Genomic DNA, 20,645 nt, shown 5'->3' on the forward strand with positions numbered 1-20,645 from the left:
AGGACGCCGCATGCGCCTGTTTCGCTTACTGACCTTGCTGACAACCCTGGTCGCTCCAACGGCGTTTGCCGATGACCTGTATCAGGTCGAAATGATTCTGGTCCGCCAAAACGCTGTGCCTGCTATCGTTAGCCGCGCAGCACCGGAAGACTGGGCCGCCGGCGCACAAAGCATCAAACCTGACAGCCTGCGTACGCCAAGCCTGAATGGCGAAGTGGAAAAACTCACCGCCAGCGCCGACTACACTGTGTTGCTGCACAAAGCCTGGCAACAGACACTCGGTGAAGCACCGAGCAAAATCGCGATCAGCGACGGCAAGGAACAGTTCGGCCAATTCCCGATCGAGGGCACGCTGAACCTGAAATTGGGACGATTCACCGACGTAGACGCCGATTTCTGGGTTAACCAGATCGACGCCAACGGCATGGTCACCGCCAGCGAGCGCCTCAAGCAAGAAAGCCATACCAAGAACGGCCAGCTGAACTTCCTCGACAACGGCCACCTCGGCTTGCTGATCAAGATCACCTCGCTTACCGCCCCTGCACCTCGGCCAGTCCCCGATGAAATTCCGGACTGATTGAAGTCCCTATGACCTCGACCCTGAGCAAACCCCTGGGACCTTCCTGGGTCAGCCGGTTCAAAGAGCAAAGCCTGGAGCGCGGCCGTCGCTACGCCCTGGAGAATCGCGTCAGAATCGTCGAGGTCGGCGATGCTACGATTATCGCCGCGTGCGAAGGTTCTGGCGGTAACGTTTACCGTCAGACCATTCGCCTGCGCGAGTCGGCCAAAGCCACCTTGCTGATGGTCGACGCGACGTGCACCTGCCCGGTTCACAACAACTGCAAACATTGCGCAGCGGTACTGCTGAAGGTCCAGGAAACCCTGGACTACCCCGCCGCCGCGCAGGACGCCGAGCTACTGGAAAAACTTCAGGCCGTGCTGGAAAACCGCAGCCCGAAAGCACCTCCGCAAATCCTGGTGGATAATGTCCAACCGGTGCCGCGACTGTGGCTGGCGAGTATCGAGTTCAGCGCTTTCGAACCGCGCAACGGCAAAATGCAGCGCTATATCCAGCATCGCGCGGCGTTGTCTTTCAGCTATCTGGATGAATACGTCTGCGGACAAAAGAACACCGACATCCTGATTCGCCAGGAAACCCAGACGCTGCGGATAAAACGTCACCCGGACGTCGAACAAACCTACAGAGAACAGCTGCGAATCCTTGGCTTCAAGATTGCCACCCGGCAAAGTAAAGCGTTGCCGGAAAGCGCCGGCGAGCTCTACGAGATGGTCAATGACAGTGCCTGGCTGACGTTCACCCTGAATGAGCTGCCGAAGCTGCGCACCCAAGGTTGGGAATTGCAGATCGACGAAGACTTCGGTTTCGACCTGACCGCCGTGGACGACTGGTACGCCACCGTCGAGCAGGCACCGGAGCGCGACTGGTTTGATCTCGAGCTGGGGATTATCGTCAATGGCGAGCGCCTGAGTTTACTGCCGATCCTGTTGAACCTGATGCGCTCCCACACCGAAATCCTCAACCCGGAGCGCCTGGCCCGCCGGCGCGACGACGAGCTGATTCTGGTGAACATTCCCAATCGTCCGAACTCCGAATACGGCCCACTGCAAGTCGCCCTGCCCTTCGGGCGCTTGAAGCCGGTACTGGCGACGCTCGGCGAGTTCTATCTGCAAGAACCCGGCGAAACCACGCTGCGCTTGAGCAAGGCTGACGCCACGCGCCTGAATCCGCTGGAAGACATGCCGCTGCTGTGGGAAGGCGGGGAACAGATCCGCTCGTTCGCCCAGCGTCTTCGCGACATCAAGGACTACACTGCGACCGTACCGGAAGGCTTGAACGCAACCCTGCGCCCCTATCAGCTGGAAGGCCTGAGCTGGATGCAGTCGTTACGGCAACTGGAGGTCGGAGGGATTCTCGCGGACGACATGGGCCTGGGCAAAACCCTACAAACCCTGGCGCATGTTCTTACCGAGAAAAATGCCGGGCGCCTGGATCGGCCGTGCATGGTGGTGATGCCCACCAGCCTGATCCCGAACTGGCTCGACGAAGCGGCGCACTTCACGCCGCAACTCAAAGTGCTGGCACTGTACGGCGCCAGTCGCAAAAAACATTTCGACCATCTGGCCGATTACGACTTGATCCTGACCACTTATGCGCTGCTACCCAAGGACGTCGAACGTCTTGCCACGCAGCCATTGCACGTACTGGTGCTGGATGAAGCGCAGTACATCAAGAACCCCAACAGCAAGGCAGCCCAGGCCGCCCGCGAGCTCAATGCGCGCCAGCGCCTGTGCCTGAGTGGCACACCGCTGGAAAACCATTTGGGTGAGCTGTGGTCGCTGTTTCACTTCCTGCTGCCCGGCTGGCTGGGGGATGTAAAAAGCTTCAACAGCGACTACCGGGTGCCGATTGAAAAACGCGCAAGCGAAGTCAGGCTTTCGCACCTCAACGGCCGGATCAAACCGTTCCTTTTGCGCAGGACGAAGGAACAGGTCGCGAAAGAATTGCCGCCAAAGACCGAGATCATTCACTGGGTCGAGCTCAACGAAGCCCAGCGCGATGTGTACGAAACCATGCGCCTGGCCATGGACAAAAAGGTCCGCGACGAGATCACCCGCAAAGGCGTAGCGCGCAGCCAGATCATCATTCTTGAGGCGCTGCTGAAGCTGCGTCAGGTGTGCTGTGATTTGCGCCTGGTCAACGATGCCGCCCTGCCGTCTCGCGGCAGCACATCGGGCAAGCTCGACAGCTTGATGGAAATGCTTGAGGAATTGTTTGAAGAAGGTCGGCGGATTCTGCTGTTTTCGCAGTTCACGTCAATGCTGGCGCTTATCGAAGTCGAACTGAAGAAGCGTGGCGTCGAGTACGCGCTGCTGACGGGACAAACCCGCGACCGACGTGCGCCGGTGAAGGAATTTCAGAGCGGCAAGCGTCAGATTTTTCTGATCAGCCTGAAGGCCGGCGGTGTTGGTTTGAACCTGACCGAAGCGGATACGGTGATTCACTATGACCCTTGGTGGAACCCGGCAACGGAAAACCAGGCGACTGACCGGGCTTATAGAATTGGCCAGGAGAAACCGGTGTTCGTCTACAAGATGATTGCCCGGGGCACAGTGGAAGAGAAGATTCAACATCTGCAAAAAGAAAAATCCGACCTGGCTGCCGGCGTTCTGGATGGACGCAAGGCCGGGGACTGGAAGTTGCAGAACGATGATATTGAAGCGTTGTTTGCGCCACTGCCGGATAAGCTGGAGAAGCGCTGACGTCTCTGCGTCTGATCGATTGCTTTCGCGGGCAAGCCCGCCCCCACAAGGTCAACATCAATCCTGTGGGAGTGGGCTTGCCCGCGATTGGGTCAACTCGATGCAAAGCCTGCCTTACCCTTTCAGCACCCGCGCCAACGTCGACTTCACCTTCCCCATCCCGTCATGCAATGCCTGCTCGATTTCAGCCATGGTAATCACCGCCGTCGACTTGCCCGCCGCCGGGTTCACCACCAGCGCCAGGCAGGCGTAATCCAGTTCCAGCTCACGAGCCAGTGCCGCTTCCGGCATGCCGGTCATGCCGACGATGTCGCAGCCATCACGCTCCAGCCTGGCGATTTCCGCAACAGTTTCAAGCCGCGGCCCCTGGGTGCAGGCGTATACGCCATGACTGCTGTAGCCGACGCCTTCAGCCGCCAACGCCGCGATTAACTGCTGACGCAATGGCTCGCTGTAGGGATAGCTGAAGTCAATGTGTGTGACGTGTTCCAGCTCATCGGCGAAAAACGTGTGTTCACGACCGCTGGTGTAATCGATCAACTGATGCGGCACGCAGAAATGCCCGGTGCCCATCGCCGCATGAATCCCGCCCACGGCGTTGACCGCGAGGATCGCTTCGGCGCCCGCCTGCTTCAACGCCCAGAGGTTGGCGCGGTAGTTCACCTGATGTGGCGGGAAACGGTGCGGATGACCGTGACGGGCGAGGAACAACACTTCCTTGCCGGCGTATTCGCCGATCTGCACTTCAGCCGAGGGCGCACCGTACGGAGTGTCCACTGCCAGTGACTGGCGAATGCTCAGGCCTTCGAGTTGAGTCAGGCCGGTGCCACCGATAATCGCGTAAACCGTCATAACGTAAAGTCCTTATTCAATCAGTTGAGCGTCTTTGAGCGCGCCGACAGCCGTCAGCCATCGCGGGTTCTGACGGTATTCGGTATTGGCGTATGACTGGCCGCGCATTCGCGCAATACGCTCAGACGGTTTGACCTTCAGCCGCTGGGCAGCGCTGAGCGCCAACTCCGCAGCAGCGCGATCGTTGCACACCAGGCCCATGTCGCAACCGGCGGTCAGCGCGGCTTCGATCCGGCTGGCCGCATCGCCCACCACATGAGCACCGGCCATCGACAAGTCGTCGCTGAAGATCACACCATCGAATTGCAACTCACCGCGCAGGATGTCCTGCAACCATCGACGGGAGAAGCCGGCAGGCTGGGAGTCGACTTGCGGGTAAATAACGTGGGCCGGCATGACGGCAGCCAGTTGCTTGCTCAATTTGGCGAACGGCACCAGGTCGTTGGCGCGGATCTCGTCGAGGCTGCGCTCATCGTTCGGGATGGCGACGTGGGAATCCGCCTCAGCCCAGCCATGACCGGGGAAGTGCTTGCCAGTAGCGGCCATGCCGGCGCTGTTCATACCCCGGATAAAAGCACCGGCCAGCAACGCGGCGCGCTCGGGGTCACCTTCGAAGGAACGGGTTCCGACGACGGCGCTGCGCTGATAATCAAGATCCAGTACCGGGGCGAAACTGAGGTCGAGGCCAACGGCAAGCACCTCGGTGGCCATGATCCAGCCGCACTGCTCGGCCAGGTATTCGGCGTTTGGATTGTCGGCGATGGCGCGCATCGCCGGCAGTCGCACAAAGCCTTGGCGCAAACGCTGGACGCGACCGCCCTCCTGGTCCACCGCCAGCAGCAGATCGGGGCGAATTGAACGAATCGCAGCACTCAACTCGCGCACCTGGCGTGGAGTTTCAATGTTACGCGCAAAAATGATCAAGCCGCCCACTTCGGGCTGGCGCAACAATTGGCGATCTTCAGCCGTCAGCCAGGTACCGGCGACGTCCACCATCAACGAGCCTTGCAGGCCAGCAGTCATAGAAATTCCTTGATAACGAGAAACCCGACCCACACGAATTCGCCGCCTTGGGCAAAGCCCGGCAGGTCGGCGATACAAATGGGGAACGGGTTCATAACGAGAGTCGGCATGGGCGGCTAGCTTAGCGGATGTCAGCTGCCGCGCCCACCCGTGAGCGGTTAAACCTTGGCGGGAGCCGGGGCCGACTTGCTGCGAGGACGCAACTGCGCGGTCGCCATGGCGGAATCGGTCACACCGGTTTCGGCACGCATGCCGGCAGCCAGGAACGGCACCATGAGGCGCATGACTTGCTCGATGGAGGTGTTGACGCCGAAATCGGTTTCGGCAATCGCGCGCAGGGCCTTGATCCCCGACATGCTGAACGCTGCGGCACCGAGCATGAAGTGTACGCGCCAGAACAGCTCGATCGGTGGAATGCGCGGTGCGGCTTCGTTGACCAGCATCATGTAGCGACGGAACACCTTGCCGTACATGTCTTCCAGATAACGCCGCAAGTGGCCTTGGCTCTGACTGAAGGCCAAACCCAGCAAGCGCATGAAGATCGAAAGATCATTGCCGCTACGAGGCTGCACGACAAGGGCTTGCTCGACGAGGATTTCGAGCAGCTCTTCAAGAGTCGGCTTGTTCTCGGGCTTGGCCTGACGCCGCTCGAGCTCTTTATCGAGGCTAATGCAGAACGGCCCGAGGAAGCGCGAAAAGACCGCTTGAATCAGCGCTTTCTTGGAACCGAAGTGATAGTTCACCGCCGCCAGATTGACACCGGCCTTGCTGGTGATCAGGCGCAACGAGGTTTCAGCGAAACCTTTTTCCGCGAACAACTGCTCGGCAGCATCAAGAATACGTTCAACGGTTTCCGACTGGGCCATGGCTACTCCGCCTGACAAACACTTGTTTGAAACATACGTTTCAGCCTATGCGTTGTCAAGCCTGGCAGTTCGATTGGGGAATGGTCGGTCAGCTATTTAACCATACAACGGCAAAGCTTCAATCAGCGGGTCGATCGACCGTCCGGCAGTCGGTGAAAAAAGGGGCATTGCCAAGACGCTTTCACTGTATATAATCCCAGTCACTGTATAAAAAGACAGAGCGATCAAAATGCTAAAGCTGACGCCACGCCAAGCAGAGATTCTGGCCTTCATCAAACGCTGCCTCGAAGACAACGGCTATCCACCAACCCGCGCGGAAATCGCTCAGGAACTGGGTTTCAAGTCGCCCAACGCAGCAGAGGAACACCTTAAGGCGCTCGCTCGCAAGGGTGCTATCGAGATGACTCCGGGCGCGTCCCGTGGCATTCGTATTCCAGGCTTCGAAGCCAAGGCCGATGACTCGACGCTGCCAATCATTGGACGAGTCGCTGCCGGTGCTCCCATTTTGGCCCAGCAGCACATCGAAGAGTCTTGCAACATCAACCCCGCCTTCTTCCATCCGCGCGCTGACTACTTGCTGCGGGTTCACGGCATGAGCATGAAAGACGTCGGTATTTTCGACGGGGACCTGCTGGCCGTGCACACCACACGTGAAGCCCGTAATGGTCAAATCGTGGTCGCTCGAATTGGCGACGAAGTGACGGTCAAGCGTTTCAAGCGTGACGGCAGCAAGGTCTGGTTGATTGCCGAAAACCCTGAATTTGCCCCTATCGAAGTGAACCTGAAAGATCAGGAACTGGTGATTGAAGGCTTGAGTGTCGGCGTGATTCGCCGCTAAAGGAGGCTTTATGCAGTTCCCACACACATCACAGCAAGCCCAATTACCGCTGTTTGAGGCGTTCATGGCGCAACCATTGGCGCCGATCCTGAAAGACGTGGTCGAGTCGCCGTGGTGCGCCGAGCCCGAAGCCTTCAGTGAGCTGTCGCTACGTGGTGCAGCCGGGAACTGCCTGAACCTTCTGGCACCTATTCTCAGGGAGCTGAGCCAGGATCAGGACGCACGCTGGCTAACATTGATTGCCCCGCCAGCGAGCCTGACCCAGGCTTGGCTGCGGGATGCAGGTCTTAACCGCGAACGCATCTTGCTGTTGCAACCTCGCGGCACCCAAAGCGCCCAGCAGTTGACCTGCGAAGCCTTGCGTCTGGGCCGCAGCCACACAGTGGTCAGCTGGCTCAATCCGTTGAACACGACTTCACGGCAACAGTTGATCAGCGCCGCCCGAACCGGGGACGCACAGAGCTTGAATATTCGATTGGGCTAACCGAGTAACAATGCGCGCGTTGAACTGCGCGGGGCTTCTCCAAGGATAGAGAAGCCGATCTGTAGCGATTCCTGCAATCCGACGGGCGGGATCAATGAAGGACGCGAGATCCCTGATCTTTATCAAATTCGCCTTCAACCAGGCGCCCTGCCATCTGAACACCGACGCTCAACATCGCCTTGGCGACTTCCACGTACTGACCTTGAAGGAACGCTTTGGCATCCTCGGAGAAATCCAAAGTGACCAGAGAACCCTCGTCCTCGGCCCTGCGCAGCTCGATACGACCGTCTGGTAACTCGACAATTTCTAGAAAGGACGTTGGCATAAAGGTCTGTTCTCCACGAAAGGCGGGGATTATATAGGCATCGGTCAGGCTTCGCTCGGCAACTTGACCAGATGTCATGGCAAGGAAATATCTTTCAGCACCCATCCTTGAGCGGACACCTTTCAAGGCATCCGTCATACCGGCTAATCCGTCAGCACTCGTTCAACCCTTCTCGAAACCGGATTGCCAGCCCTTTCAGGTTCTGACGCCAGCCTTCCAACTCCTCCCGACTCAGTTCCTCTGGCGCCTCTTCTTCATCGAGGTTAACAGCCAGAATCAATGGCTGAGTCACGTCACCCTTAGGCTTGTGCGGCGCGCGCGGAGGTTGAAACAACGCCGCATGGGCCGCCAACAACTTGGCCAGCCAGGTTTCAGGGTTTTGCGCGAGCTCGACCATTTCAGCCATTTCAGGAATTGCGATGGTCTCGAGTATTTCGCGAGTCAGCAACAACTCAGCCCGAGGCGCATTAGCTTGAGGCAAACGATAGAACCCGGCGATTTCATGGCATAGCCCCAACAAGGCACCGTACAGGTGAAACAACGCCGATTCGCGACCCGCCTGGATCAGCGCCAGCGAGTTCATTGCCCGCCCTTCTTCAGCTCTGGCGAGCGCCTCCAGCGACAGACCGGCGAAATAAATCTTCTGATTGGTACGGGTATAGAGTTCGTGGGCCATGACGGCAGTCTCCACAACGAAATAATTGCTTCACACAGGTCAGACAGTGTCGTGGATCACCTCCGCTTCCCGCAAGCACAAAACAAAAGGCCGCATGAAAACCCGAGGGTTGTCATGCGGCCTTTGTAATGTGGCGAGGGAGCTTGCTCCCATTGGCCGACGGCGTCGGCCCACTATCCTTTAAGCCTTTGCAGCGGGACGCTTGTCTTCAACCTTCCACTTGCCGCCGTCGTAGTACGCCTTCCAGCCAGTCGGCTTACCGTCGACTTCTGTCTGCACATACTGCTCTTTGGTCTTGCGGCTATAACGAATCACCGCCGGGAGACCGTCCGGATCCTTCTTCGGCGCTTCGCAGAGGAAGTGGTACTTCGGATCGATCTCGTCCTTGTGCGGCACGATTTCCATGACCAGCGGAGCACGGGTTTCGCGGTTTTTCGGGAATTGGCTCGCCGCCAGGAACAGGCCGGAAGCACCGTCGCGCAGGATATAGGTGTCGTTGACCTTCTCGCACTTCAGCTCAGGCATCTTCACCGGATCCATCTTCGGCGGCGCAGCATCACCGCTCTTCAGCAGCTTGCGGGTGTTCTTGCACGTTGCGTTGGTGCAACCGAAGAACTTACCGAAACGACCGGTCTTGAGCTGCATTTCGCTGCCGCACTTGTCGCACTCCAGGCTCGGACCTTCATAGCCTTTAATGCGATAAGTACCCTCTTCGATTTCGTAGCCATCGCAATCCGGGTTGTTACCGCAGATGTGCAACTTGCGCTTCTCGTCGAGCAGGTATGCGTCCATCGCCGTGCTGCAGATCGGGCAGCGATGCTTGCCACGCAGCACCAGCGACTCCGATTCACCTTCGTCGTCCGCGGCAATCTCATCACCGGGCACCAGATTGACGGTGGCCTTGCAGCGTTCTTTCGGCGGCAAACTGTAGCCCGAGCAGCCGAGGAACACGCCCGTCGAGGCCGTACGAATCTGCATTGGGCGACCACAGGTCAGGCACGGAATGTCCGTCATGACCGGCTGGTTGGCACGCATGCCACTTTCTGGACTTTCGGCTACTTCCAGCTTCTTCTTGAAGTCACCGTAGAACTCGTCCAGTACGTTTTTCCAGTCGCGCTCGCCCTGGGCCACGTCATCGAGGTGCTCTTCCATGCCGGCGGTGAAGCCGTAGTCCATGAGATTGGAGAAACTCTCGGACAGACGCTCAGTGACGATGTCACCCATCTTTTCCGAATAGAAACGACGGTTGTGCAGCGCGACGTAACCACGGTCCTGAATGGTGGAAATGATCGCTGCGTAGGTCGAAGGACGACCGATGCCGCGTTTTTCCATTTCTTTAACCAGGCTCGCTTCCGAGTAGCGCGCCGGCGGTTTGGTGAAGTGCTGGGTCGGATCAAGCTTGATCAGCTTCATCGCATCGCCCTGAGCCATATCTGGCAACACATCATCATCGCCCGGCTTGGTAATTTGCGGCATGACGCGGGTGTAACCGTCGAACTTCAGGATGCGACCCTTGGCACGCAGCTCGAAATCACCAGCACCGACGGTGACCGTGGTCGACAGGTATTGCGCCGGCAACATCTGGCAAGCCAGGAATTGGCGCCAGATCAGCTCGTAGAGGCGCTCGGCATCACGCTCCATGCCCGACAGCTTGCTTGGCTCGGTATTGGCGTCGGAGGGACGAATCGCTTCGTGAGCCTCTTGTGCACCTTCTTTGCTGCTGTAGACGTTCGGGGATTCCGGCAGGTACTTCTTGCCGAACTCGCCTTCAATATAAGTGCGCGCCATCGTCACGGCATCGGCCGAGAGGTTGGTGGAGTCGGTACGCATATAAGTGATGTAGCCGGCTTCGTACAGACGCTGGGCCATCATCATGGTTTTCTTCACGCCGAAGCCCAGGCGGTTGCTTGCAGCCTGTTGCAGGGTGGACGTGATGAACGGAGCCGACGGTTTGCTGCTGGTCGGTTTGTCTTCGCGCTTGACGATGCTGTAGCTGGAAGCCTTGAGCTTTTCCAGCGCGGCCATGGCCTGGGCTTCGTTGAGCGGCTTGAAGGCCTCGCCTTTCTCGCGAGCCACGTCGAAGCGCACGGTCGCGCCCTTGGCGGTGCCGAGGTCAGCATGGATTTCCCAGTATTCTTCCGGGTTGAACGCACGGATTTCACGTTCGCGCTCGACCACCAGTTTTACCGCAACCGACTGCACGCGACCGGCGGACAAGCCACGGGCGATTTTGGCCCACAGCAGCGGCGAAACCATGTAACCCACCACGCGATCGAGGAAGCGACGCGCCTGCTGAGCGTTTACTCGGTCGATGTCCAGCTCGCCCGGCTTGGAGAAGGCTTCCTGAATCGCCTTCTTGGTGATTTCGTTGAACACCACGCGCTTGTAGCGGCTGTCGTCACCACCGATGGCTTCGCGCAGGTGCCAGGCAATGGCTTCCCCCTCGCGATCCAAGTCGGTTGCGAGATAGATGGTGTCAGCATCTTTGGCGAGCCGGCGCAGCTCTTCGATGACTTTTTCCTTGCCCGGAAGGATCTCGTACTTGGCTTTCCAGCCATGATCGGGATCGACCCCCATGCGCGAGACCAGCTGCTTGCGCGCTTTCTCTTTCGGCGAGAGCACCGGACCTTCGCCCGCGGCAGCCTTGCCGCGCTTCGCGGCTGGCTCTTTGCTGGCGCTAGCCGAACCGCTGGTGGGCAGGTCTCGGATATGGCCGATACTCGACTTCACCACGTATTGGTTACCCAGATACTTGTTGATGGTCTTGGCCTTAGCCGGGGATTCCACAATGACCAGCGATTTGCCCATGGATCAGAAAATTCCTGAATTCTAGAAGTGAAAGGCGGTTGGCGCCTGACGCGGCACCGCTATATATAGTGGCTACAAGGTGAGGTCAAGCGCAGGGTTTTGCGCGCACTCAGCTTATGGCTTCGAAAAAAGGCTCGGTTCGGCTTGCACCAAAGCAAAGCGTGGCACCTGTTCGCCGTCAACCTCGACCGACTCAAGAAACATGCTCAAGGGACGTACCCAAAAGCCGTAATCGCCATACAGGGCTTGGTAGAAGACCACTTCTTCTTCAGTTTCCGAATGCCGCGCAAGACTGAATACGCGGTACTGCGGACCTTTGTAATGTTGGTAGAGCCCAGGTTGTATCGGCATGGTTTGGCCCTCACTCAAATCTTTTCAAAATAAAAACAAAAATAAATTCAGAAAAACAAAAACCGGGGCACTTGGCCCCGGCTTCCGTCAACGGAACGCTTAAACGCGTTCGAAGACGGTGGAGATGCCTTGGCCGAGACCAATGCACATGGTAGCCACCCCGAAGGTGCCGCCATTTTGCTTCATCACGTTCAGCAGAGTGCCGGAGATACGTGCACCGGAGCAACCGAACGGGTGACCCAAGGCGATCGCGCCGCCGTGCAGGTTAACCTTCTCGTTCATCTTGTCGAGTACTTTCAAATCTTTCAGCACTGGCAGAGCCTGTGCGGCGAAAGCTTCGTTGAGCTCGAAGAAGTCGATATCGTTAATGCCAAGACCCGCACGCTTCAGTGCTTTTTGTGTAGCCGGTACTGGACCATAGCCCATGATTGCCGGATCCACACCTGCCACTGCCATCGAACGAATCACTGCCATAGGCTGGATGCCCAGGTCCTGTGCACGCTGCGCCGACATCACGATCATGCACGAGGCACCGTCAGTGATCTGCGACGACGTACCGGCTGTCACGGTGCCGCCCTTTGGATTGAAGGCAGGCTTGAGAGCCGCCAGACTTTCCAGGGTGGTTTCCGGACGAATGGTTTCGTCGTAGTCGAACAGTTTCAGGAAACCGTTCTCGTCGTAGCCCTGCATCGGGATGATTTCGTCTTTGAACTTGCCTTCCAGCGTCGCTTTATGGGCGAGCTGGTGGGAGCGCACGCCGAAAGCATCCTGCTGCTCGCGAGTGATGCCGTGCATTTTGCCCAGCATTTCAGCGGTCAGGCCCATCATGCCCGAGGCTTTCGCCGCGTACAGGGACATGTGCGGGTTCGGATCGACACCGTGCATCATGCTCACGTGGCCCATATGCTCGACGCCGCCGACGACGAACACGTCACCGTTGCCGGTCATGATTGCTTGAGCAGCAGTGTGCAGCGCACTCATCGAGGAGCCACACAGGCGGCTGACGGTCTGACCGGCAGCCGTGTGCGGGATCTGAGTCATCAGGGACGCCATGCGAGCGATGTTCCAGCCCTGTTCCAGGGTCTGGTTTACGCAGCCCCAGATCACGTCTTCGACTTCGTTCGGGTCAACCTTGACGTTGCGTTCCAGCAATTTGCTGATCAGGTGCGCCGACATGTCTTCGGCGCGGGTGTTGCGGTGCATGCCGCCCTTGGAGCGGCCCATCGGAGTACGACCGAAGTCGACAATCACGACGTCTCTAGGATTCAAGCTCATAAGTTCACTCTCACTCTAGTTGGGGGCGCTTAACCGAAGAAGCTCTGGCCGTTTTTGGCCATTTCGCGCAGCTTCGCGGTCGGGTGGTACAGCGCGCCCAAATCAGCGTACTGGTCAGCCAGGGCAACGAACTCGGCAACACCGATCGAGTCGATGTAGCGCAGCGCACCGCCACGGAATGGAGGGAAACCAATACCGTAGACCAGACCCATGTCGGCTTCGGCAGCAGTCTCGACGATGCCGTCTTCCAGGCAACGCACGGTTTCCAGGCACAGCGGGATCATCATCCAGTTGATGATGTCTTCGTCGGTGACTTCACGCTGCTCATAAACGATCGGCTTGAGCACTTCCAGCACCGAAGGATCGGCGACTTTCTTCTGCTTGCCGCGCTTGTCGGTCTCGTAGGCGTAGAAGCCCTTGCCATTTTTCTGGCCCAGGCGCTTGGCTTCGTAGAGCACGTCGATAGCCGAACGGCGGTCGTCTTTCATGCGATCCGGGAAGCCTTCAGCCATCACGTCACGACCGTGGTGACCGGTGTCGATGCCGACCACGTCCATCAGGTACGCCGGGCCCATTGGCCAGCCGAATTTTTCCATGATCTTGTCGATACGGACGAAGTCCACGCCGGCGCTGACCAACTTGGCGAAACCGCCGAAGTACGGGAACAGTACGCGGTTAACCAGGAAGCCCGGGCAGTCGTTGACGACGATCGGGTTCTTGCCCATTTTCTTGGCGTAGGCAACGGTGGTGGCAACCGCCAGCTCGCTAGACTTCTCGCCACGGATTACTTCAACCAGCGGCATCATGTGCACAGGGTTGAAGAAGTGCATGCCGACGAAGTTTTCCGGACGCTTGAGGGCTTTGGCCAGCAAGGTGATGGAAATGGTCGAGGTGTTGGACGCGAGGATGGTGTCCTCTTTGACCTTGTCTTCGACTTCGGCCAGTACGGCTTGCTTGACCTTAGGGTTTTCGACAACCGCCTCAACCACCAGGTCCACGTGACCGAAATCACCGTAGGACAGGGTTGGACGAATGCCGTTGAGCACTTCAGCCATTTTCGCGGCGGTCATGCGACCTTTATCAACGCGGCCGACCAGCAGCTTGGCGGCTTCAGCCAGGCCTTGCTCGATGCCGTGCTCGTTGATGTCCTTCATCAGGATCGGCGTACCTTTGGAGGCCGACTGATAAGCGATACCGCCACCCATGATGCCGGCGCCCAATACGGCAGCCTGCTTCACGTCTTTGGCGATTTCGTCGTAGGCCTTGGCCTTTTTCTTCAGCTCCTGATCATTCAGGAACAGACCGATCAAGCTCTGCGCGGCAGAGGTCTTGGCCAGTTTGACGAAACCGGCGGCTTCGACTTCCAGCGCTTTATCGCGACCGAAGTTCGCGGCTTTCTGGATGGTCTTGATCGCTTCAACCGGCGCCGGGTAGTTCGGGCCAGCCTGACCAGCTACGAAACCTTTGGCGGTTTCGAAAGCCATCATTTGTTCGATTGCGTTCAGCTTCAGCTTTTCCAGCTTCGGTTGACGCTTGGCCTTGTAATCAAACTCACCGGAAATGGCGCGTTTGATCAGTTCCAGGGCCGCCTCCTGCAGTTTCTCAGGAGCAACCACTGCGTCCACTGCGCCGACTTTCAGCGCGTCTTCAGGACGGTTTTCTTTACCAGCGGCAATCCACTCGATGGCGTTGTCGGCGCCGATCAGGCGCGGCAGACGCACAGTACCGCCGAAGCCTGGGTAGATGCCCAGTTTGACTTCCGGCAGACCGATCTTGGCCTTGGTGGACATGACGCGGTAGTCCGCCGCCAGGCACATCTCCAGACCGCCACCCAGGGCGATGCCGTTGATTGCGGCGACAGTCGGGACGTTGAGGTCTTCGAAATCGCTGAAAATCTTGTTGGCTTCCAGATTGCCAGCAACCAGCTCGGCATCAGGCAGCTTGAAGTTTTCGACAAATTCGGTGATGTCGGCGCCGACGATGAACACGTCCTTGCCACTGCTGACGATCACGCCTTTGATCGAAGCATCTGCCTTGATGGTGTCTACAGCCTGACGCAGTTCGTTCAGGGTTAGACGGTTGAACTTGTTGACGGACTCACCCTTGAGGTCGAACTTCAGTTCGACGATGCCACTTTCAAGAGCCTTAACCGTGATGGCTTTACCTTCGTAAATCATCAACTGATCTCCACGATATGGAAGCTGAACAGTACACGTCGGACGCAGGTGAATGGCTCGGCAGGACGTTAAACGTCGATGCTACGCCAATCCACCCGGCACACCCTCCAACGCGATAGTCGGGATTCTGTAGGAGCGATCTGAAATACAAACGCTCAATTCATACGCCCGTTTGATTTGGGTACGTCACCTTCACGGAATTTCCGACAATTGTCAATCGCCCAAAATACAGGTTCAAACGCGACTTTCCGGTCATTTCCGTACCGCGAAGCACTTCAACACGCCGCTGCATGTCAAAGCATTCATAGAATCAATAGTTAGAAAAGTCGCCCTAATTCACTGCAGCCTTTGTTTAACAAGCTACGCTGGCAGGAACCTGAAGGAAAATTTGAACGCGTTTGGCGAATACCGTGCGTAAGATCAGCCCTACAGCGAATTACCGGCCTGCCTGGCCAACCCCAGCCCGATGATGATGTCGGGCTTTTTATTGACTGTCTGCCGCGCTTTGCGCCATTGCAGCGCAAAACATTCTCGGCTCACGCCAGCGCTTTCAGCACGGCGTCAATGTCTTGCAGAACCGTCGCCTCGCCCTTCTCTCCCCAATACAAGGTGATCATCTGCTTGTCTGCCTCAACCTTGTAGACATTTTCTGGCAACTTTTCGAAATGAATCAAAAACGCCGGATCCTCGCAAACTTCCTGCCATTGATTCACCCATACACCCGGCGATTTTTGCCAGTAACTCCAGCATGCCGGTTGATTGCCGCGACGCGGGCGATGGTACTGGGCGCAGGGGCTCGGCGGCTCCTTGCTCAGCCAATGCGGCCACTCTTGAGGCGCCAGTTGCATGGCCAGACCGATACGTCGCGCCTCCATGCGCAGGGCCATTCGCCCGCTCTGACCACGAGACGGCCGCAACCATGCGAGCGGACTCAGTACCACCAGCAGGATTGACACCACTATCCAGACCGTCATATCTGTACTCCCGAATCTTGATGAGCGCTTTGAGCCACATAGAAACCAATGCGCTTGAAACCAGCCATACTTACCAATATTGCAACCCTCAGGAGGAGCACCTCATGCCCTACAACCACATTCTGGTCGCTGTAGATCTAACCGAAGAGTGCGACCCTGTAATCCACCGGGCTCGCGAGTTGTCGGTGAGCAATGGGGCAAAGCTGTCCCTGGTGCACATTGTCGAGCCAATGGCCATGGCCTTTGGCGGTGACGTCCCCATGGACCTGTCACAACTGCAACAACAGCAGTTCGATCAGGCCAAGGAGCGCCTTGAGCGCCTGAAACTCAAGTACTCCGAACTCGAAGGTGCCAACTGCCATTTGACTTATGGCCAACCACGCCAGGAAATCCATCATTTCGCCAAGGAACAGCAATGCGACCTGATCGTGGTCGGCAGCCACGGCCGCCATGGTCTGGCACTGTTGCTTGGCTCAACCGCCAATGACGTGCTGCACGGCGCGCCTTGCGATGTGCTCGCGGTGCGCCTGATCAAAAGCTGAAACACGAACCCACAATGGATCGCTGTAGCCTCGTAGATCTCACTCCATATGAAAAGCCCGGCGTTCATCACTGAACGCCGGGCTTTTTTACAGCAGGATCAATCAGGCATCCAGTTCGGCCCAGCGCTCGACCATCACTTCGAGCTCGGCCTGCAACTGCTCCAACTGCGCGATCACCGCGGCGGTCTCGGCAGCAGGACGCTGATAGAAAGCGGCATCGGCCATTAGCGCTTCAACCGCCGCAATCTGCTGCTCCATGGCTTCGATCTGAGCCGGCAACATTTCCAGCTCACGCTGCAATTTGTAACTGAGCTTCTTCTTCGCCACCGGCGCTTCAACAGCGGCAACCACGGGCGCCGCTTCAGCCGTTACGACTGCGGAGGTCAGGTCGGCTTTGCCGGATTTGCTCTCGGTCACGCCCAGCAGACGCGGCGAACCGCCCTGACGCAGCCAGTCCTGATAACCACCGACGTACTCACGAACCTTGCCTTCACCTTCGAAGACCAGGGTGCTGGTGACCACGTTGTCGAGGAATGCCCGGTCGTGGCTGACCATCAGCACGGTGCCGTTGAAGGTCAGCAGGACCTCTTCCAGCAACTCGAGGGTTTCGACGTCGAGGTCGTTGGTCGGTTCGTCGAGGACCAGCAGGTTCGCCGGCTTGCTGAACAGCTTCGCCAGCAACAAACGGGCACGCTCGCCACCGGACAGCGCCTTGACCGGCGTGCGGGCACGCTGCGGGCTGAACAGGAAGTCGCCGAGGTAGCTCAGCACGTGACGGCTCTGACCATCGATGTCGATGAAGTCGCGACCTTCGGCCACGTTGTCGATCACGGTCTTTTCCAGGTCCAGCTGATGGCGCAACTGGTCGAAGTAGGCGACGTCGATGCGCGTCCCCTCTTCCACTGTGCCGCTGGTTGGCTGCAGACCGCTGAGCATCAGCTTCAGCAGTGTGGTCTTGCCGGTACCGTTGGCACCGAGCAGACCGATACGGTCGCCGCGCGTCAGGACCATCGAGAAATCCTTGATCAGGAACGGGCCACCCGGGTGAGCAAAGCTCACGTTCTCGAGGACCATCACCTGCTTGCCGGACTTGTCAGCGGTATCCAGCTGAATGTTGGCCTTGCCGGTGCGCTCACGACGTTCGCTGCGTTCGACGCGCAGGGCTTTCAACGCGCGGACACGGCCTTCGTTACGGGTGCGACGGGCCTTGATGCCCTGGCGGATCCAGACTTCTTCCTGAGCCAGCTTCTTGTCGAACAGCGCGTTGGCAGTTTCTTCAGCCGCCAGCGAGGCCTCTTTGTGCACGAGGAAACTGGCGTAGTCGCCGTTCCAGTCGATCAGGCCGCCGCGATCCAGTTCGAGGATGCGGGTCGCGAGGTTTTGCAGGAATGAACGGTCGTGCGTGATGAACAGCACGGCGCCCTGGAAATCCTTCAGCGCTTCTTCAAGCCAGGCAATTGCACCGATGTCCAAGTGGTTGGTCGGTTCGTCGAGCAGCAGCAGGTCCGGTTCGGAAACCAGGGCCTGGGCCAACAGGACGCGACGACGCCAGCCGCCGGACAACTCGGCGAGGGTCTTGTCGGCTGGCAACTGCAGACGGCTCAACGTGCTGTCGACCAGTTGCTGCAGACGCCAGCCATCGCGGGCTTCGAGGTCGTGCTGGACGTGCATCAGCTTGTCCAGATCGGCGTCGGTAACGATGTTCTGGCTCAGGTGATGGTATTCGGCGAGCAACGCACCGACGCCGTCCAGGCCTTCGGCAACCACGTCGAACACGGTCCGCTCGTCGGCTACCGGCAATTCTTGCGGCAATTCGCCAATTTTGAGTCCGGGTGCACGCCAGACGGAGCCGTCATCGGGCTTCTGGTCGCCCTTGACGAGCTTCATCATGCTGGACTTGCCAGTGCCGTTGCGGCCGATGATGCACACCCGCTCACCACGGGCGATCTGCCAGGACACCTTGTCCAACAACGGCATAGCGCCGAAAGCAAGGGACACATCGCTGAATTTGAGCAGGGTCATGAGCTTCTCCAAAAACCGGGCGCGCATTCTACCTGACTTGAGGCTTCAGAAGGCCGGCAATTTCACTCTCGAAGCACTCTGCACAACAAATGTTGCGAACTTATGCTGACAGGCCCGCAAAGCTTTCGCCTGCTGCTGGCAAAAGGCTAAGCTACAGACAATTCAGTGCGGGCATTGCCCGCACTTGTCATGATTTCTCTGCCCGGACGTCTCATGCGCAGTCGCCTTTTCAGTCTTTTATCTTGTCTGCTTCTTTCTGCCACTGCCGTCCAATCAGCCCAGGCGGTGGACCTGTCCACCCAGCGTCAGTATTACGATGAAGCCAAGCGTGCCTTGGCCAAGGGCGATTCCGGTCCCTACTTCCGTTACAGCCAGGCCCTCAGGGATTACCCGCTGGAGCCCTATCTGGCCTACGACGAATTGACCGCGCGCCTAAAAACCGCCAGCAATGCCGAAATCGAAAAATTCCTCGCCGAGCACGGTGACCTGCCGCAAGCCAACTGGATGAAATTGCGCTGGCTGCGCTGGCTGGCTGACCGTGGCGACTGGGCGACCTTCGTCAAGTATTACGACCCCAAGCTCAACTTCACCGAACTGGACTGCCTGAATGCGCAGTATCAGATCAGTCATAACCAGAAGACCGAAGGTTACGCCAACGCCAACAAGCTCTGGCTGACCGGCAAATCCCAACCTGAGGCCTGCGATGCACTGTTCGGGCAATGGGCCGCCGAAGGTCAATTGACCGAGCAAAAACGTTGGGAGCGCGCCAAACTCGCTGCCCAGGCACGCAATTATCCGCTGGCCAAAAGCCTCGTTAACGGCCTGACCACCCTCGCCCCTCGCGGTCAGCTGTTGATTGATGTGGCGCAAAAGCCTGAGCTACTCAACCAGCCTTCGCGCTTCACCCCGGCCGACGAACCGATGTCCGACATCGTCAGCCTCGGCCTGCGCCGCCTGGCCAAGCAAGACCCGGACAAGGCCATGGACCTGCTGGACGGTTATGCCAGCAGCATGCACTTCTCCCGCGATGAAAAAGTGGCGATCGCCCGGGAAATCGGGCTGACCCTCGCACGGCGTTTCGACAGCCGCGCACTGGACGTGATGACCAAGTACGACCCGGAACTGCGCGACAACACCGTGTCCGAATGGCGCATGCGGCTACTGTTGCGCCTGGCCCGCTGGGACGATGCCTATCAATTGACCCGGCGTTTGCCGCAGGACCTGGCGACTACCAATCGCTGGCGTTACTGGCAGGCCCGCAGCCTCGAACTGGCCCAGCCACAGAACGCGGAACCGCAAACGCTTTATAAAAACCTCGCTCACGAGCGCGATTTCTATGGCTTCATGGCGGCCGATCGTTCGCAGTCGCCCTATTCGCTGGTCAACAAACCGTTGGTATTGAGCCAAGCGTTGACCAACAAGGTGCGTAACACCCCTGGCGTACGCCGCGCCCTGGAGTTGCACGCCCGTGGACAGATCGCCGACGGGCGCCGGGAGTGGTACTACGTCAGCCGTCATTTCAGCCGCGACGAAATGGTTGCCCAGGCCAAATTGGCCTATGACCTGAAATGGTATTTCCCGGCGATTCGCACCATCAGTCAGGCGCAGTACTGGGACGATCTGGACATCCGCTTCCCGATGGCCCACCGCGATGCGCTGGTCCGCGAATCCAAAAACCGCGGTATCCATTCGAGCTGGGCATTCGCCATCACCCGTCAGGAAAGTGCCTTTATGGACGACGCCCGCTCTGGTGTCGGCGCCACAGGCCTGATGCAATTGATGCCTGCCACCGCCAAGGAAACCGCGCGCAAGTTCAGCATTCCGTACTCCTCGCCGCAGCAGCTGCTTGACCCGGACAAGAACATCCAGCTCGGCGCCGCTTATCTGAGCCAGGTCCACAGCCAGTTCAATGGCAACCGCGTCCTCGCCTCCGCCGCCTACAACGCCGGCCCGGGCCGCGTACGCCAATGGCTACGTGGTGCCGATCACCTGAGCTACGACGTGTGGGTGGAAAGCATCCCGTTCGACGAAACCCGCCAATACGTACAGAACGTGCTGTCGTATTCGGTGATCTACGGTCACAAGCTCAACACGCCCCAACCGCTGGTGGAATGGCATGAACGGTTCTTCGACGATCAGTGACCGGTAGC

General features: G+C 58.4%; 17 protein-coding genes. 6 read left to right on the plus strand and 11 right to left on the minus strand.

Going from position 1 to position 20,645, the window contains the following annotated elements; all coding sequences use genetic code 11:
• Positions 1-10 precede the first annotated feature (10 nt).
• Together C7534_RS12295 and C7534_RS12300 are read left to right on the plus strand one after the other, a co-directional pair.
• A complete protein-coding gene (locus tag C7534_RS12295) occupies positions 11-577 on the plus strand; it encodes a CsiV family protein (RefSeq protein ID WP_109785932.1) in 567 nt (188 codons plus the stop codon).
• Between the two features lie 11 nt (positions 578-588).
• On the plus strand, positions 589-3,282 hold the full coding sequence (locus tag C7534_RS12300; protein ID WP_109785933.1) for a DEAD/DEAH box helicase: 2,694 nt from the start codon (positions 589-591) through the stop codon (positions 3,280-3,282).
• A 114-nt stretch (positions 3,283-3,396) separates the two neighbouring features.
• Here C7534_RS12300 and C7534_RS12305 read toward each other — a convergent pair whose 3' ends face one another.
• The 3 genes from C7534_RS12305 to C7534_RS12315 all read right to left on the minus strand — a co-directional run bounded on the left by C7534_RS12305 (position 3,397) and on the right by C7534_RS12315 (position 6,023).
• The gene (locus C7534_RS12305) at positions 3,397-4,134 is read right to left on the minus strand and encodes an S-methyl-5'-thioinosine phosphorylase (RefSeq protein ID WP_109785934.1); all 738 of its coding nucleotides are present in this window, start codon (positions 4,132-4,134) and stop codon (positions 3,397-3,399) included.
• Between the two features lie 12 nt (positions 4,135-4,146).
• Positions 4,147-5,145, minus strand: coding sequence for a beta-N-acetylhexosaminidase (gene nagZ, locus C7534_RS12310; RefSeq protein WP_177412240.1), 999 nt, complete (start codon positions 5,143-5,145; stop codon positions 4,147-4,149).
• A gap of 170 nt (positions 5,146-5,315) precedes the next feature.
• Entirely contained in the window at positions 5,316-6,023 is a 708-nt protein-coding gene (locus C7534_RS12315; protein ID WP_109785935.1) for a TetR/AcrR family transcriptional regulator, read from the minus strand.
• A 229-nt stretch (positions 6,024-6,252) separates the two neighbouring features.
• Here C7534_RS12315 and lexA point away from each other — a divergent pair, with 229 nt between their 5' ends.
• Both lexA and sulA read left to right on the plus strand, forming a co-directional pair.
• Entirely contained in the window at positions 6,253-6,861 is a 609-nt protein-coding gene (lexA, locus tag C7534_RS12320) for a transcriptional repressor LexA (RefSeq protein ID WP_046026989.1), read from the plus strand.
• Positions 6,862-6,871: 10 nt separating this feature from the next.
• Positions 6,872-7,345 carry an SOS-induced cell division inhibitor SulA gene (gene sulA / locus C7534_RS12325; RefSeq protein ID WP_046026990.1) on the plus strand — a complete coding sequence of 158 codons (474 nt, stop codon included), beginning with the start codon at positions 6,872-6,874 and terminating at the stop codon, positions 7,343-7,345.
• A gap of 91 nt (positions 7,346-7,436) precedes the next feature.
• Here sulA and C7534_RS12330 read toward each other — a convergent pair whose 3' ends face one another.
• From C7534_RS12330 to C7534_RS12360, 7 genes are all read right to left on the minus strand, one after another.
• Entirely contained in the window at positions 7,437-7,670 is a 234-nt protein-coding gene (locus C7534_RS12330; protein WP_007944145.1) for a hypothetical protein, read from the minus strand.
• Positions 7,671-7,821: 151 nt separating this feature from the next.
• Positions 7,822-8,346, minus strand: a complete 525-nt coding sequence (locus C7534_RS12335) for a DUF6586 family protein (protein WP_046026991.1) — start codon at positions 8,344-8,346, stop codon at positions 7,822-7,824.
• A 180-nt stretch (positions 8,347-8,526) separates the two neighbouring features.
• On the minus strand, positions 8,527-11,154 hold the full coding sequence (gene topA / locus C7534_RS12340; protein ID WP_109785936.1) for a type I DNA topoisomerase: 2,628 nt from the start codon (positions 11,152-11,154) through the stop codon (positions 8,527-8,529).
• Positions 11,155-11,268: 114 nt separating this feature from the next.
• Entirely contained in the window at positions 11,269-11,505 is a 237-nt protein-coding gene (locus C7534_RS12345; RefSeq protein WP_046026993.1) for a DUF1653 domain-containing protein, read from the minus strand.
• A 99-nt stretch (positions 11,506-11,604) separates the two neighbouring features.
• Positions 11,605-12,780: an acetyl-CoA C-acyltransferase FadA gene (gene fadA, locus C7534_RS12350; protein WP_007944141.1), complete on the minus strand. Its 1,176-nt coding sequence runs from the start codon at positions 12,778-12,780 to the stop codon at positions 11,605-11,607.
• Between the two features lie 29 nt (positions 12,781-12,809).
• Positions 12,810-14,957, minus strand: a complete 2,148-nt coding sequence (gene fadB, locus C7534_RS12355; protein WP_109785937.1) for a fatty acid oxidation complex subunit alpha FadB — start codon at positions 14,955-14,957, stop codon at positions 12,810-12,812.
• A gap of 536 nt (positions 14,958-15,493) precedes the next feature.
• Positions 15,494-15,931, minus strand: a complete 438-nt coding sequence (locus tag C7534_RS12360; protein ID WP_109785938.1) for a hypothetical protein — start codon at positions 15,929-15,931, stop codon at positions 15,494-15,496.
• A 104-nt stretch (positions 15,932-16,035) separates the two neighbouring features.
• On the opposite strand from C7534_RS12360, the gene C7534_RS12365 reads away from it, so the two are divergent.
• Positions 16,036-16,473, plus strand: coding sequence for a universal stress protein (locus C7534_RS12365; RefSeq protein WP_109785939.1), 438 nt, complete (start codon positions 16,036-16,038; stop codon positions 16,471-16,473).
• 102 nt (positions 16,474-16,575) lie between these two features.
• On the opposite strand, the gene C7534_RS12370 is transcribed toward C7534_RS12365, so the two are convergent.
• Positions 16,576-18,495, minus strand: a complete 1,920-nt coding sequence (locus tag C7534_RS12370; protein ID WP_109785940.1) for an ATP-binding cassette domain-containing protein — start codon at positions 18,493-18,495, stop codon at positions 16,576-16,578.
• Between the two features lie 213 nt (positions 18,496-18,708).
• On the opposite strand from C7534_RS12370, the gene C7534_RS12375 reads away from it, so the two are divergent.
• Positions 18,709-20,637: a transglycosylase SLT domain-containing protein gene (locus C7534_RS12375; RefSeq protein ID WP_109785941.1), complete on the plus strand. Its 1,929-nt coding sequence runs from the start codon at positions 18,709-18,711 to the stop codon at positions 20,635-20,637.
• Positions 20,638-20,645: the final 8 nt, after the last annotated feature.

The organism is Pseudomonas sp. OV226, from assembly GCF_003148705.1.
Taxonomy (GTDB): Bacteria; Pseudomonadota; Gammaproteobacteria; order Pseudomonadales; family Pseudomonadaceae; genus Aquipseudomonas.